This is a genomic window from Burkholderia sp. IO2, assembly GCF_029522185.1.
Taxonomy (GTDB): Bacteria; Pseudomonadota; Gammaproteobacteria; order Burkholderiales; family Burkholderiaceae; genus Burkholderia; species Burkholderia cenocepacia.
In genome coordinates this window covers 152574-166084 of record NZ_JAKWFH010000005.1, presented here as the reverse complement: position 1 = coordinate 166084, position 13511 = coordinate 152574, and the positions used below count along the sequence as shown (strand labels likewise).

Here is a 13511-nt window from a genome sequence, read left to right as displayed (position 1 = left end):
GATGCCTTTCGCCACTGTCAACGGCGTGAAACTGCATTACCGGATCGACCGTGCCGCGCGCGACGACGCGCCGTGGCTCGTCTTCTCGAATTCGCTCGGCGCCGACCTGCAGATGTGGGCCCCGCAGATCCGCCCGCTCACGCAGCACTTCAACATCCTGCGCTACGACACGCGCGGCCACGGCCATTCCGACGCGCCGTCCGGTTCGTACACGATCGAGCAACTGGCGGGCGACGTGATCGGCCTGCTCGACCACGTCGGCATCGACTGCGCGCATTTCTGCGGCATCTCGATGGGCGGGCTGACGGGCGCCGCGCTCGCCGCGCGCTACCCGTCGCGCATCGTGCGCGCGGTGCTGTCGAATACCGCCGCGAAGATCGGCTCGCCGGAAGTGTGGGCGCCGCGTGCGCAGAAGGCGCGCGCCGAAGGCATGGCCGCGCTCGCTGACGCCGTGCTGCCGCGCTGGTTCACCGACGCATTCGTCGAACGCGAGCCGCGTCTGTTCGATGCGATCCGCGACACCTTCGTGCATACCGACAAGGACGGCTATGCGGCGAACTGCGACGCGCTGAACGCGGCCGACCTGCGCGAGGAAGTGAAGGGCATCGCGTTGCCGGTGCTCGTCGTGACCGGCGCGAAGGACATGTCGACGCCGCCCGACCAGGGCCGCGCGCTGGCCGCCGCGATTCCCGGTGCGCTGCACGTCGAATTCGACGCCGCGCACATTTCGAACATCGAGTGCACCGGCGGGTTCAACCGCGCGCTGCTCGATTTCCTGACTGCGTGAGGCACCGGCGATGGATGACCAGGAACGTTATGAAGCAGGGATGAAGGTGCGTCGCGCGGTGCTCGGCGACGCGCACGTCGACCGTTCGATCGAGAACCGCACCGAGGTGACCGACGAATTCCAGAACCTGATCACGCGCTATGCATGGGGCGAGATCTGGACCCGCGACGGGCTGCCGCGCCATACGCGCAGCCTGCTGACCATCGCGATGATGGTCGCGCTGAACCGCGGCGAGGAACTGGCGCTGCACCTGCGCGCCGCGCGCAACAACGGCGTGACGCGCGACGAGATCAAGGAAGTGCTGCTGCAGACCGCGATCTATTGCGGCGTGCCGGCCGCGAATTCCGCGTTCCATCTCGCGGACAAGATCTTCAAGGAACAGGATGCGGCCGGTTAAGCGCCGGCGATGATCCGATCGGGCGGCCCGCCGAGGTTGGCGGGCAGTCGTCGATGAAGAGCGCACCGGCAGCGAATCGGTGCGTGAACGAAGGAAAGGCGCGGCCACGAGGCCGCGCTTCTTGCATATATCAATGTTGCATGGGACCGGCGCAAGCGCAGACGCGCCCACGCCGGCCGACAAGGAGACTAGCGATGAATCGCGCACCCGTGGTCGATGTCCAGACCTTCATCAACGAGCAGCCGTTCGGCGGCTTTCAATGGCTCGTGTTCCTCATGTGTTTCGTGATCGTGCTGCTCGACGGCTTCGATACGGCCGCGATCGGCTTCATCGCGCCGTCGCTGCTCGGCGAATGGAACCTCACCAAGCCCGATCTCGCGCCCGTGTTGAGCGCCGCGCTGTTCGGCCTCGCGTGCGGCGCGCTCGTGTCGGGCCCGCTGTCCGACCGGCTCGGCCGCCGCTCGCTGCTGCTCGGCTCGGTGTTCCTGTTCGGCGTCGCGTGCCTGATGTCCGCGTTCTCGAACACGATCGGACACCTGACCATCCTGCGCTTCATCACCGGCGTCGGGCTCGGCGCCGCGATGCCGAACGCGGTCACGATGATGGGCGAATTCTGCCCGGACAAGCGCCGCGCGACCGTGATCAACCTGATGTTCTGCGGCTTTCCGCTCGGCGCCGCGTTCGGCGGCTTCCTGGCCGCGTGGATGATTCCACATTTCGGCTGGCGCAGCGTGCTGGTGCTCGGCGGCGTGACGCCGCTGCTGCTCGGCGTGCTGTTGCTGCTGAAGATGCCGGAATCGGTGCGTTTCATGGTCGCGACCGGTCAGTCCGTCGACAAGATCCGCGCCACGCTCGCACGCATCTCGCGCGACGCGTTGAACGCCGGCTCGTTCGCATTGACCGAAGCCGCACCGCAGACGGGCGGCAAGGGCCTCGGCGTCGTGCTGTCGCGCTCGTACATCGTCGGCTCGGTGATGCTGTGGCTCGCGTACTTCATGGGCCTCGTGATCTTCTACGCGTCGATCAACTGGATGCCGATCCTGCTGAAGGATGCGGGCCTGACGCCGAAGAGCGCGACGCTGATCTCGGCGCTGTTCCCGCTCGGCGGCGTGGGCGCCGTGCTGTGCGGCGTGCTGATGGACCGCTTCAACGCGAACCGCGTGATCGCCGTGTGCTACGCGCTGACGGCGGTGAGCGTGTATGCGATCGGGCAGGCGGCCGGCAACGTCGGGCTGCTGGTGCTGGTCGTGTTCGTGGCCGGCGTGCTGATGAACACTGCGCAGTCGTCGATGCCGGCGCTGGCCGCCGCGTTCTATCCGACCGAAGGGCGCGGCACGGGTGTCGCGTGGATGCTCGGCGTCGGCCGTTTCGGCGGGATCGCGGGGTCGTTCCTCGTCGCCGAGCTGACGCGCCGGCACTTCTCGTTCGCGGGGGTGTTCGCGACGATCGCCGTCGCGGGCGTGCTCGCGTGTGTCGCGCTGCTGATCAAGCAGATGGCGCGCCCGCATGGCGTGGCGCAGCCGGCGGGCAAGATCGAGTCGCTCGGACATTGAGCGGCGCGCGGGCCGGTGCGTTGCATCGGCCCGGCGCGTGATGGATTCGGGCCGGTCGAGAGCAGATCGACCGGCGCACGACGACAGACCGGGCCGCCTTCGCGGCCCGTCGACATTGCGGCCGTCGCACCGTTACTCCTCCGCGTCGTGCTCCTTGACGAAGTTGCGCAGATACGCGCGCAGCGCGGCTTCCCGGCCGCGATGATCGTCATGGTTCGCGGCGCCCATTCCCGCCTCGTCGCCGAACAGCGTCGGCGGCGCGCAGTAGGTGCCGACTTCGATGTTCTCGCGCAGCACGCGGATATCGTGCGTGAGCGGGTGATACTCGGCGATCCAGTGCATACCCTCGATGTGCTCGCCCGCTCTGAGCATTGGCTTCATCGGCAATCTCCATGCAGAGCAGCGGTGCAACCGCCGAAGCGGTTGCACGCGCCCGTACCGAAAGGGTACGCCTGCATCACCTGAAGCTCAACGGGCGCTCGTGAGCGCTTACTGCGGCAGCAGATGGGCGACGAGCGGGTACAGCGACAGGATCAGCAGCACGGCCATCGTCACGTTGAAGATGCGCAGCGCGCGGGGATTCGACAGGAAGCGGCGCAGGCCGAGGCCGAACGCGGCCCACAGGCTGATGCACGGGAAGCCGATCAGGATGAACAGGATGGCCATCCATGCGGCATTCATTCCATAGTCGGCGGACAGGCGGATCGTCGTCGCGGCGGTCAGCACCATCATCCACGCCTTCGGGTTGACCCACTGGAACGCGGCGGCTTCGATGAACGTCATCGGCCGCGATTTGGCGCCGTGCGCCTTCACTTCGCCCGACGTGCCGATGCGCCACGCGAGGTACAGCAGATAGGCGACGCTCGCCACTTCGAGGAGCGTGTACAGCAGCGGCAGGCGCTTGAACGCTTCGCCGAGGCCGAAGCCGACGCAGAGCATCAGGATCGCGACGCCGATGCTGATGCCGAACAGGTGCGGCATCGTGCGGCGAAAACCGAAGTTGACGCCGGACGCGAGCAGCATCGTGTTGTTCGGGCCGGGCGTGATCGTCGTGACGAGCGCGAACAGCATGCCGGCGGGCAGCGCGCTGAGGGTGAGGAATTCCATCGCGGATTCTCCATTCGGTTCGAGGCTGGGATGGAGTCAGTGTAGCGACGGTTTTCTGTACAGTACCGGTACAGTTAAATTGACGATTGCCGGTACGGGGCGTGGGAGTGCGTGACCGCGGTCGTCAGCGCTTGTGGGCTCTCAGAAAAGATGTCCGCAGTCTCAATATGTTGTCTTTGAATAATTGGCTACCTTCCATGCGTTGAGCATGTAACCCGTATGGATAGGCAGAAAACGATCGGAGAATATTTGGCAGTGACGGCCTACGACGCAATGTTTAGCCGATGGTGTCAGATCGATGTCGCCGCATTAACGACGCTCAATCGCCGTTTCACGTCCGGGGGGTGTCTCCACAAGCCAATGGGGAGGTCGATGCTTAGTTCAGGGCGCAAGCCATCTGCCGAAGCTACTCGGCTCGTTCGGCTAACCCTCCCCGTGCAGGTCGATGTGGCACTTGAGCGCATCGCAAAGATTGGCTTCTACGGCCGCTCCGAGTCGGAGGTTGTCGTGATCTTGCTTTAGCGAGAACTTGATCGAATCGCCGGGGATGGCTTTGTCGATCGTCTTGATGACCTGACGAAGTAGACCTAGAGGCTCTGTGCAGCCTTTCTGCGGCACACACTTCCAATTGGCATACCAATCGCGGCGATGTGAGCCATGGCTATTTGTGTCGCTTTGCAACCCGGCCCACACTTGTCCTGGGAGTGTAACTTTCGCGCAACGGATGCTTATCGACCGGCCGGCACCGTTCATCCGTCACCGCAAATCTGCGCGCCGTTTGAACACCTATAGATTAATTTTCGTCGATTTCCTTGCGCATGCCGTTCAGAAGTTTGACGAACGAATCGACCCTATTCGAGAAACATACGAGCCGACACTTGTACAAAAAGGGAAATTATTTTCTTCTCCTTTTTAGCGTTTCCATAATGCATGACTCTATTTTTTGATTCGAACGAGGGTTCTTCCGCCTTTGTTGTCGCGGAGAAGAAGAAAAAATTTACTTGTCCCCCGGCTGGGTCACCACATACATTGGGAGATAGACACGTGCAGGTGGAAGGCGATGACTCCATTCTCAAACGCATTGGTGCACTACCGAAAGCGAGCTGGCCTCAGTCAGACGAATGTGGCCAGGCAGCTTGGGGTCGCGATTCAATATGTCTGGAAGTTGGAACGCGCGGTTAAGCCGCCACCATCGACCGAACAAATCGAGCGGATTGCTGCGGTACTCGGCATGAGCAACGCCGATGTCGCTTCATTGCTTGAAGCCGCTCTGGACTCGCAAAGGAAATTGCGGTTACCTGACGACCTGCACTCAGATACGTTGCGCCTGATCAATCGCCTGGTGCGAGCGTCGACGCGTCTAAGCGGTGACGAAGTCACCTTGCTTGATGAGCTGGTGGCGAAGCTGGATCGGTAACGTCATCCTGAAAATGCCTTTCCCCATCAACCTATTGAATTAGGAGTACTGCCTATTCGACAGAAAAGAAAAAACCAACCCTTTACGACGGATTGGTTCTTTCGACCCGACTGAGCGGGAGCACAACTGAAACCTAAGCGACTTCAGTATAGCTCCCCCCTCATCGGCGTCAAGGCCCAACTCGTCTCCTCGTTGCGTGGAAATGACATCCGCGCGGCCGGCGCTCGTCCATTCGGACTGGCGCCCCCCACATCCACGCGCCCGAAAGGGCGCAGGAGACATCATCATGCCTTCGTACGATACCCGCAGTGGCGGAAATTTTCGAGGTTTCACGCCCTCTGTCAAAAACGCTTGCTCGATGCCTTGGTATTCCCTGGCGGAAGAGGCGACGACCCTCTTGCTCGAGTTCAGCCCTGAGGTACTGCGCTTTCGTAGCGCTCAAGATAGAACATTTGTTCTTCGTGAGGCCGGCCAGCTTTTTCGGTACACGCCGGATTACGAGATTGTGCGGCGCGACAGTTCGACCGTCTTCGTCGAAGCCAAGCCAGCAAAGGATCTGCAGAAGCCTTCAGTGCAGGCCCGCATGGCGCGTGCGAGAGCCGTCCTTGCGGAGCATGGACACGCCCTTTTCATTTGGGATGAACGTACCTACATCTCCGGCATCCGTCACGAGACTCTGCGGCTCTTGCGGCCGTGGCTGGGGCGAATTTCGTCCGAACGGATCCGGGAAGCACAGTGGCTCGTTGAAAAGAAGTATCCGAAAACTTTCCGAAACCTCGTGCATTTGGCCCGTTCGCGCGACATTGCGTTGACCTGGATCGCCAATGGCGCCGCGGGTATCGATCTCGATGTGCCGCTGACCTCCGACGCAGCCATTTACGTCGCTCCTTCGGAGGTGCGTCATGCAAAAATTTTTGCTTAAGCGTGGCGTCGAGTTCCGTGAGGGCGAGTATGTCTGGCGCGTTCAGACTGCGCTGCCCGATGGTCGAATCGAGCTCAGCTCCGACTACAGCTCGTCAATACGCCTGCACGAAACTGAAATATGGGCACGCCACGGTAATGGGACATGGTCCGTCAGTATCGAATCGCTACGTGAGACGGCTGCGTCACCGATTGTTGTTGCTCGACGTGATGTCACCACCTTCAAAGAAGAAGATCTTGTCGTGATGCGTGCGCGACTCGTCTACCTAAGAGCCGTCGAGGAGGCGCAGTGCTCGCGCGTCCACGAAGTCGAGACCGTCATCAAACGGGTGGCGTGTGAGGTTGGCGCATCGATACCGCCAACCTATCGATCCTTCTGTCGGTGGAGAAAACGCTACCAGCCGTCACGTGATGTCATGGACGTGGTGCCGCGCCATGAAAACAAGGGACGACGCGAAATCCTCGATGGTTCACTGCTCACGCTGGTCGAAGATGTCATCGAAACGCACTATCTCAACGGCCAGAAACTAAACGTCGCGAGATTGTACGATCAAGTAGAGGAGGCCATTGACGCTCATAACGAACGTGACCTGGAAAATCCGCTACCCACGATTAGTAGAGCGACGCTTTATCGCCATGTCGGGAAACTGAACAGCTACCTCGTCACCGCGGCCCGGGAGGGTCGCACCGAAGCACTGAAGCAGTATCGACCGGTGTTCCGTCGGCTCAAAACAAAACGACTCAACGAGCGGTGGGAGATTGACCACACGCCGGTGAACTTGCTGTGCGTCTGTGAGCGCACCCGTATGGTCATCGTTCGTCCCGTACTGACGCTCATCATTGACGCGCACACTCGCATGGTGATGGGGTTTCATATCGGGGCGCGCTCACCTGGCCAGGAGGAGGTCGGATGGGCAATGCAAATGGCCATGCTCAGCAAGCGCGATCTACTGAACCGATTAAGCCTCGGGCATCTTGAATGGTTGGCGCGAGGTGTAGCCGAGATGATCTTCGGTGACAACGCGTGGGAGTTCCACGGCGGCGCCACACGAGCTGGCTGCGACGAGTTGGGGATTTCACTCGTGTACTGCCCGAGCCGTGCACCATGGTTCAAAGGCCGTGTGGAGCGGTTCATGCGCACGATAGCGGAACAACTCTTCCATTTGATTCCGGGGACGACTTGGTCGAATACCAAGGATCGTGGAGAGTACCCGTCCGAGAAGCTTGCGTGTGTGACCCTCGAACAGCTAACGGTGTTTGTCGTGCGCTGGATTGTGGAGTGTTACCAGCACGCGCCACATCGTGGCTTGAAGGGCAAGACACCGTTTCAGGCATGGCAGGAAAGTGCACGGCTGACCCCTATCTACATGCCGGCCGATCCCGATCAGCTTTCCGTCGCGTTCTCGGACACCATCATACGTCCGATCACGAACAGTGGCGTGACGTTTGATCACCTGTCGTACAACTCCAGTGCGTTGCAACTGCTTCGTCACAGCATATCGGACGACGAAAAAGTCAAGGTTCGATATTTCAACGAGCAGACCAGCTTTGTCTACGTCTACGACCCAAGGCAGAAAGAATACCTTCGCGTTGATTGCACCGATCCAGATTACACGAAGGATTTGACCAGATGGATGCACAACGAAGTCACGGGCGCCATGCGAGACAGCAGCGTCGATATCAACCCTGTCTCGCTTCGAAAAGCGCGTATCCGTCTCGCAGACGACATTGCCAAGGCGGAGCTTGATCAGAAACTCAAGAAGCGCAAATGGGTTGCGCAGATCAAGGGGAAGTCGAGCAAGGATCTTTTGTTGGGAGCCGCTGGTGGGAACGCCGTGGACGATTTCGCCCAGTCCGATCAAGTGGACTCCATGGTCGTTAGATTCGATAGTGTTCCTGAATTTTCTGTTACGAAGCGCAATGAACGGTAAGGAGCTGATCATGAAGCGATTTAATGTCCGTAAAAGCATTGTCGAACATCCCGATTTCGTTACTGCGCTCAAGAGTATCGAGGAGATCCATCAATGGCTGCGGGAATCCGGTGAAGCAGGATGTCTGGCGACGATTGGGGCGTCGGGAGCCGGAAAATCGACCGTGCTCGAATGCTATCGTGCCCAATTCCCGGTGCGAGAGGAGGTGTTGCGCCGGCACGTGCCGGTTCTCTATGTCATCGTGCCTGCAGTACCGACTGTCAGATCGCTGGCTGAAGCTATGTTGATTGCCTTGGGTGAAATCGCGCAAGCTGGTCAATCGAGTGCGCGCCTGACAGAGCAGATTGTCAAACTGGTACACGGCTGTGGCGTGGAGATCATCATGCTCGACGAGTTTCAGCACTTCGTCGAGGGCGATCGCCGTTCGCTGAGACAGGTTGCGAACTGGCTGAAGGTGCTGCTGGACCGGCTCCCAGCTGCTGTTGTGCTCGCGGGGCTGCCGTCGCTGCTGGGTGTGCTGCGAGTCAATGGGCAATTGCGGCGCCGGTTTTCTCGCGTGACGGAGATGCGCCCGTTCAATGTGAACACCAACGAAGGCGCCCAAACGTTCATTGGCGTGATGCAGGCGCTCGCCAAAGATATGCCATTGCCGATGACGGATATTGTCGACAAGCGTGTCGTGATGAAGTTGTACTACGCAACTGCCGGACTGGTGGACTACATGTGCAAGCTGTTGAATGGTGCTTACCAGGTTGCCGAGAGACGCGGTGGGAAAAGTGTCACGCTGAACGATTTTGCCGCGGCGTTTCGCGTTCATATCTGGAGGGATGCACCACCTTCTCGCGATCCCTTCGATTCGAAGTTTAATGGCGTTCCGCTTGACCAACCGGGTGAACCGTTTGCGGAGGACGTGCAATGACGGCCCCTCTTCTTCTTGGCGTTGCTCCGCATCGCGGAGAGTCGCTTTCGTCGTTGCTGCATCGCGTTGCCGAGGTCAACGGGTTGAGTGGACCAGGGATGGTCCTGCGCCGCGCCGGCGTGGCTGCTGCTCGGCCGCGCTTTGCCTCGGAGGTCGATGCGGTTGCCCGTGTTTGCCGGCTTTCCCCGAAACTGCTCCGTGCGATGACACCGATGAACATAGGCGCGATGGACTGTAACGGGGTGAAGCACCCGAAGGTCAGCTTGTACGGTCACTGGGTTGAGCCCGATGCAATCCTGGTCGGCGCCAATGAGCGCGTATGCCCGATGTGTATCGCCGAGCACCGACATGTGCTGGGTGTTAATGCTTACGTATTCGCGACGTGCTGCGCTGTCCACGGCGTCCAACTCCTCGATCGCTGTCCGGGCTGTCGACGTGATGTGTCGTCCATGCGACCGGGTCTGGCGCGTTGTCAGTGTGGGACGGATCTCGGGTCAGCCGCGTGTCAACTCGCGACGCCGGACGAATTGATGATCACTAGGCTCATCGATCGGCGCTGGCGCATGAGCTTTGAACATGACGTGCCGGACTGTCCGCCAGGCGTCCCTTCCGATTTCGCGGCGCTTGACCTTGGGGAGTTGCTGCGCGTGCTTTCGTTTCTCTATCGCGTCAGTGGTGCAACGATCGGGTCGACAGACAAGGGGCTGCGCTCGAAGGCTATTCATGAACTTGTGCCGCGCATGCAGAAAATCGGACAGATCATGTCGGACTGGCCCCGGGGATTCGCGGAACTGGTAAACGCAAAACGGCAATACCGACCTCGGTCGGGTTCGATCCTGAGTTCGGTCCGAAGCGTTGAGCACATTTCCTTGCGTTTGTTCACGGAGTTGCCGGAGCCGCCATTCGCGTTCCTTCATCGCGCATTGGTCGACGCAATCGGCGGTCCAGTGGTGCAGGCCGTGTGACGCGGTGTTGTCGATGACCCGTGGCGATCCGATTCAAATCGGATCGCCACGGGTTCCGACGTGGGACTTCGAATCTGGGCGAGGTGGACATCATGAAAACGTGTCGTTGCGGCACATGGCGATCCGAATGTATGGTCGAGCGCGTGCCTGAAGCGATCTGGAACGGGCTCGTCAATCTTGTGCAGAAAATGGTCGACGAGTCAGGCGAGTCGGAGGGATTTGATGCGGAAAAGTGGTTGTGTACGTGGCTACGCGAAGAGGTGCCGTCACTCGGGTGGAAGAAGCCAGTTACGTATCTCGATACCACCGACGGAGAGGAACTGGTGGCCCGGACGCTGCTGAGCATGCAGACAGGCGCCTATCGCTAGGAACGAGCACCACATCGATCTGGAGTTCGATATGGAAAATCGAAGTTGGATGTCGTGCTCCGCAAGGCCAGCGAATGCGATGTTACCGCTGCCGCTTGCGCTTCGCGTCGAACCCTATCCCGACGAGTCGTTGTCGTCGGTGCTCATGCGTCTGGTGGACGCCAACGGTCTGAGAAGTGTTGGGGCGTTGCTGCGCGACGCCGGTTGCGTTGCGTTCGGTCCGTTGGTTTCCGCCGAGATTGCAGAGCTGTCGCGTGTTTGCCGGATCGGGCAATCGACCATGAGATCGATGTGCCCGGTCGAAGTCGGTGGGCGAGCACGAGGGGCCGCCTTCAGTTACGCGGTGGGGCGTCACGTGATTGAGGCCCGGCACTTGCTTGTTCGAGCGCGCGAGCGAATCTGTCCGATGTGCCTGCTCGACGGCGGAATAATGCTTGCCGCCCATCGTCTTACCTGGATGACGGCATGTCCCGTGCATGCTGTTCAACTGCTTGACGTTTGTCCACAGTGCGAGAAGCCGATCATGGTGACGCGGCCGAGCATGGTGCGGTGTCGATGTGGTTCGGCTTTCTCGCACATTTCTCCTGTGGCGAGCGTCCCCGAGGAGATTGAGAGTGCACGCTGTCTGTACCAGTGCTGGCGTATGTCGGCGGCTACAGAATCCGGATTATCCGAAGGTCTAGCCGCGGTAGAGGAGCGAATAGACTGCCAACACGCCGTTGAAATGAGGCCGGGCAGTGGCAGGGTCGACCGGCGACGCGTTCCATTGCGTCAGATACGGTATGCGTTGGGTTTTATCTGACTCCGCAAGGAGCGTCACGGCATTGGGTGCGCATGTCGATAATTTCCAGTCGATGCAGCCACTGTTTCGTGCCAAGCAAGTGAAGCTGCACTCGTGATCTGATGGCAGGAACAACGGCTTCACTTCGTTCCGGTTGCGCAGGGCCAGGACGTTGCAAGGAGGACGAGCATTCGGGAGATCCACCCCATAATAGGTTTCGAAATAGCCGACCAAGCAGTTCCTGATGCCGTTGGCTATTGATGACGCCACGTTGCTGTATCGAAACTAAGGCTGATCCTATTGTGATATATGGCCGACCATATCGGTCGGCCGCAAGGTTCGGCAAGTAGTCAGTCGCGGCTATCTGGTTGTTGACGTAAGATTGGCGATGACTAGTCGTACTACGACGTCATCGAACGAGACAAATGAAGCTGATGTACTGAGGAGCCAGTGTTCAAGACAGGTTGATATCGGGGAGAAATCGCATGCGCCTGTGTCGCTTCGAGGTCAGAAATTTTAAGTGCGTCGAGTATGCCAGCTTGGAGTGGGAGGACTTGCTGGTGCTAATCGGTGAAAACAACGCCGGCAAGTCAACCATCCTGTCGGCCATTGCTGCTTTCCTGAGCGGCAGCGCTATTAAAGACCCATCGTTGTTCCGGCGACACCTGACCGATGTGGCGAACGCGATCGAGCTCATTGGACATTTCGACGGTCTCAGCGACGAAGAGGCAACTCAGGTAGCAGTTCGTGGTCGCATGAACGGCGACCGCTGGGTCTTGAAGAAGCGCTACTGGTTCGAGCCCGGCGAGGACGGCGAATCGGGTGGGTGGAAAGAGGCGCTGTATTCCTTCTCCGGCGCGGAGCGATTTGAAGGCTGGCCAGAGGCTGACGCGACTTGGAATGCATTTCCAGAGGAATATCAGCCGCTCATTGCGGCGCTGCCAAATCGCGGAGTTCGCCCTACGAACGCTGCGAGAGAGACCCTGCGCGAGGCGGTGCGACGGCAACGGCCTGACCTCGTGGCTTTCGGGGCACCCAATTGGGTGCCTAACCCAGGTGGCGGCGGAAATTGGAAAAGCAACGCCAACTCCATCCTGCCACGCCCCATATTGGTACGGGCGGTGCAAGAAGCTAGCGACGAGACCAACGCGAAGGATGCGTCGACCTACGGCAAGTTGGTGAATCTCATCGTCGAGCGAAGCTTAGCACAGCGCCCGGAAATGGTTCGGTTGCAAGAGGCGTTGGACGAGGTGTTGGCCTTGTTCCGCCCTGACGAGGCCAATCCTCAACGCCAAGCCCAGGAGGTTCGGGACCTTCAGGACCGGATCAACCGGAGCCTTAACGAAGTAGTAGGAGGCCAGGCGCTGATTCGTACGGAAGCGCCGGAGATTCGATCGATGGTGCTGCCATCAACGTCTCTGGTCATCCGTGACGTGGAAGCAGGCATCGATACTGACGTTGGACACCAAGGACACGGCCTTCAGAGGACATTGGTCATTACCTTGCTGCAATCACTGGCCGATGCGCAGGCGCAGGTTGTACCTGGTGCGGCCCTCGCACCGGTAAGAGCCAACATCCTGCTGATCGAAGAGCCGGAGCTATATCTTCATCCGCAAATGGAGCGGTTGATGCGTGACGTTCTGTATCGTTTGGCTGAACAAGCTTCTACCCAAGTGGCATGCTGCACTCATTCACCAGTGTTCCTTGATATCGCCACCAAATATCGAGCTATCGTTAGGATGTTCAAGACGCCACAAGGTGACGCGGCTGCGCATCAGGTGACCCAAGATCTCTTTCCTGGGCAACCTCTCCAAGCCGACAGGCAGCGACTGAATACTGTGGCGCGCTTCGATCCTACCGTGAACGAGCTTTTCTTCGCCAAACGGGTCGTGCTTATGGAGGAATTTAGCGCTATTGCAGCTTTCGAGCGAGGCGCAGAGCTAATGGGACTGTTCGAACGACATCTACGACTTCGGCGCGAGGTGTCGCTTGTGGACTGCAACGGCAAATCGAACGTCCCAGCGTTTCAGCGCGTGCTGAACGCATTCAACATCCCCTATCGCGTACTGCACGACGAGGATCCTGGCAATCCGGCCGAGCAGGCAAACAACCAGAATATTCTCGCCCTGTTAGTCGCTGGTGCCAATCAACGGCATTTGGTTGCGCCAGATCTGGAGGGCCTCTTGGGATATCAAGCGCCTCGCAAAAACAAGCCTTTTCTAGCCGTCAGGACCGTGGAAGATCTCCATGCCCAAGGCCAGCTACCAGCTGCGTTTCGGGAGGCCGTTTGCATGGCCTACTTTGGTCAAACTGCCGAACCGCTGCCGCCTCCCTGATCGCTGAACTCCCCAAATTAAGTTTGCAG

At 59.7% G+C, this 13511-nt stretch carries 13 protein-coding genes; 10 read left to right on the top strand and 3 right to left on the bottom strand.

Features of this window, described 5'->3' with window-relative positions; all coding sequences use genetic code 11:
- The first annotated feature begins 1 nt into the window (after window position 1).
- The 3 genes from pcaD to MMB92_RS04940 all read left to right on the top strand — a co-directional run bounded on the left by pcaD (window position 2) and on the right by MMB92_RS04940 (window position 2737).
- On the top strand, window positions 2-787 hold the full coding sequence (gene pcaD / locus MMB92_RS04950; RefSeq protein ID WP_059720961.1) for a 3-oxoadipate enol-lactonase: 786 nt from the start codon (window positions 2-4) through the stop codon (window positions 785-787).
- Between the two features lie 10 nt (window positions 788-797).
- Complete coding sequence (gene pcaC, locus MMB92_RS04945) at window positions 798-1184, top strand: 4-carboxymuconolactone decarboxylase (RefSeq protein ID WP_006480129.1); 387 nt, start codon at window positions 798-800, stop codon at window positions 1182-1184.
- Between the two features lie 194 nt (window positions 1185-1378).
- Window positions 1379-2737: an MFS transporter gene (locus MMB92_RS04940; protein ID WP_006482278.1), complete on the top strand. Its 1359-nt coding sequence runs from the start codon at window positions 1379-1381 to the stop codon at window positions 2735-2737.
- A 132-nt stretch (window positions 2738-2869) separates the two neighbouring features.
- On the opposite strand, the gene MMB92_RS04935 is transcribed toward MMB92_RS04940, so the two are convergent.
- Both MMB92_RS04935 and MMB92_RS04930 read right to left on the bottom strand, forming a co-directional pair.
- The gene (locus tag MMB92_RS04935) at window positions 2870-3118 is read right to left on the bottom strand and encodes a hypothetical protein (RefSeq protein ID WP_012492997.1); all 249 of its coding nucleotides are present in this window, start codon (window positions 3116-3118) and stop codon (window positions 2870-2872) included.
- A gap of 108 nt (window positions 3119-3226) precedes the next feature.
- Window positions 3227-3844, bottom strand: a complete 618-nt coding sequence (locus MMB92_RS04930; protein ID WP_006482276.1) for a LysE family translocator — start codon at window positions 3842-3844, stop codon at window positions 3227-3229.
- Between the two features lie 1060 nt (window positions 3845-4904).
- Here MMB92_RS04930 and MMB92_RS04925 point away from each other — a divergent pair.
- The 6 genes from MMB92_RS04925 to MMB92_RS04900 all read left to right on the top strand — a co-directional run bounded on the left by MMB92_RS04925 (window position 4905) and on the right by MMB92_RS04900 (window position 10365).
- Window positions 4905-5261 (top strand): helix-turn-helix transcriptional regulator, encoded by a 357-nt coding sequence (locus MMB92_RS04925; protein WP_200064578.1) that lies wholly within the window; start codon window positions 4905-4907, stop codon window positions 5259-5261.
- 286 nt (window positions 5262-5547) lie between these two features.
- The gene (locus tag MMB92_RS04920) at window positions 5548-6183 is read left to right on the top strand and encodes a hypothetical protein (protein WP_233634006.1); all 636 of its coding nucleotides are present in this window, start codon (window positions 5548-5550) and stop codon (window positions 6181-6183) included.
- Window positions 6164-8113 carry a Mu transposase C-terminal domain-containing protein gene (locus MMB92_RS04915; protein WP_200064575.1) on the top strand — a complete coding sequence of 650 codons (1950 nt, stop codon included), beginning with the start codon at window positions 6164-6166 and terminating at the stop codon, window positions 8111-8113. Before MMB92_RS04920 ends, MMB92_RS04915 begins: the two co-directional genes overlap by 20 nt.
- On the top strand, window positions 8103-9032 hold the full coding sequence (locus MMB92_RS04910) for a TniB family NTP-binding protein (protein ID WP_233634005.1): 930 nt from the start codon (window positions 8103-8105) through the stop codon (window positions 9030-9032). The genes MMB92_RS04915 and MMB92_RS04910 overlap by 11 nt, the downstream gene beginning before the upstream one ends.
- The gene (locus MMB92_RS04905) at window positions 9029-9997 is read left to right on the top strand and encodes a TniQ family protein (RefSeq protein WP_200064572.1); all 969 of its coding nucleotides are present in this window, start codon (window positions 9029-9031) and stop codon (window positions 9995-9997) included. The genes MMB92_RS04910 and MMB92_RS04905 overlap by 4 nt, the downstream gene beginning before the upstream one ends.
- Before the next feature lie 131 nt (window positions 9998-10128).
- Window positions 10129-10365: an antitoxin Xre/MbcA/ParS toxin-binding domain-containing protein gene (locus tag MMB92_RS04900; RefSeq protein ID WP_200064569.1), complete on the top strand. Its 237-nt coding sequence runs from the start codon at window positions 10129-10131 to the stop codon at window positions 10363-10365.
- Window positions 10366-10447: 82 nt separating this feature from the next.
- Here the strand turns inward: MMB92_RS04900 and MMB92_RS04895 are convergent, their stop codons facing one another.
- A complete protein-coding gene (locus tag MMB92_RS04895; protein ID WP_277562574.1) occupies window positions 10448-10810 on the bottom strand; it encodes a hypothetical protein in 363 nt (120 codons plus the stop codon).
- 821 nt (window positions 10811-11631) lie between these two features.
- On the opposite strand from MMB92_RS04895, the gene MMB92_RS04890 reads away from it, so the two are divergent.
- Complete coding sequence (locus tag MMB92_RS04890; RefSeq protein ID WP_200064563.1) at window positions 11632-13482, top strand: AAA family ATPase; 1851 nt, start codon at window positions 11632-11634, stop codon at window positions 13480-13482.
- Window positions 13483-13511: the final 29 nt, after the last annotated feature.

What these genes read in the sequence shown, in the direction of transcription:
- pcaD (WP_059720961.1), top strand. Translation starts at nt 2, where the DNA reads ATGCCTTTCGCCACTGTCAACGGCGTGAAACTGCATTACCGGATCGAC.
- pcaC (WP_006480129.1), top strand. Translation starts at nt 798, where the DNA reads ATGGATGACCAGGAACGTTATGAAGCAGGGATGAAGGTGCGTCGCGCG.
- MMB92_RS04940 (WP_006482278.1), top strand. Translation starts at nt 1,379, where the DNA reads ATGAATCGCGCACCCGTGGTCGATGTCCAGACCTTCATCAACGAGCAG.
- MMB92_RS04935 (WP_012492997.1), bottom strand. Translation starts at nt 3,118, where the DNA reads ATGAAGCCAATGCTCAGAGCGGGCGAGCACATCGAGGGTATGCACTGG.
- MMB92_RS04930 (WP_006482276.1), bottom strand. Translation starts at nt 3,844, where the DNA reads ATGGAATTCCTCACCCTCAGCGCGCTGCCCGCCGGCATGCTGTTCGCG.
- MMB92_RS04925 (WP_200064578.1), top strand. Translation starts at nt 4,905, where the DNA reads ATGACTCCATTCTCAAACGCATTGGTGCACTACCGAAAGCGAGCTGGC.
- MMB92_RS04920 (WP_233634006.1), top strand. Translation starts at nt 5,548, where the DNA reads ATGCCTTCGTACGATACCCGCAGTGGCGGAAATTTTCGAGGTTTCACG.
- MMB92_RS04915 (WP_200064575.1), top strand. Translation starts at nt 6,164, where the DNA reads ATGCAAAAATTTTTGCTTAAGCGTGGCGTCGAGTTCCGTGAGGGCGAG.
- MMB92_RS04910 (WP_233634005.1), top strand. Translation starts at nt 8,103, where the DNA reads ATGAACGGTAAGGAGCTGATCATGAAGCGATTTAATGTCCGTAAAAGC.
- MMB92_RS04905 (WP_200064572.1), top strand. Translation starts at nt 9,029, where the DNA reads ATGACGGCCCCTCTTCTTCTTGGCGTTGCTCCGCATCGCGGAGAGTCG.
- MMB92_RS04900 (WP_200064569.1), top strand. Translation starts at nt 10,129, where the DNA reads ATGGTCGAGCGCGTGCCTGAAGCGATCTGGAACGGGCTCGTCAATCTT.
- MMB92_RS04895 (WP_277562574.1), bottom strand. Translation starts at nt 10,810, where the DNA reads ATGGGCGGCAAGCATTATTCCGCCGTCGAGCAGGCACATCGGACAGAT.
- MMB92_RS04890 (WP_200064563.1), top strand. Translation starts at nt 11,632, where the DNA reads ATGCGCCTGTGTCGCTTCGAGGTCAGAAATTTTAAGTGCGTCGAGTAT.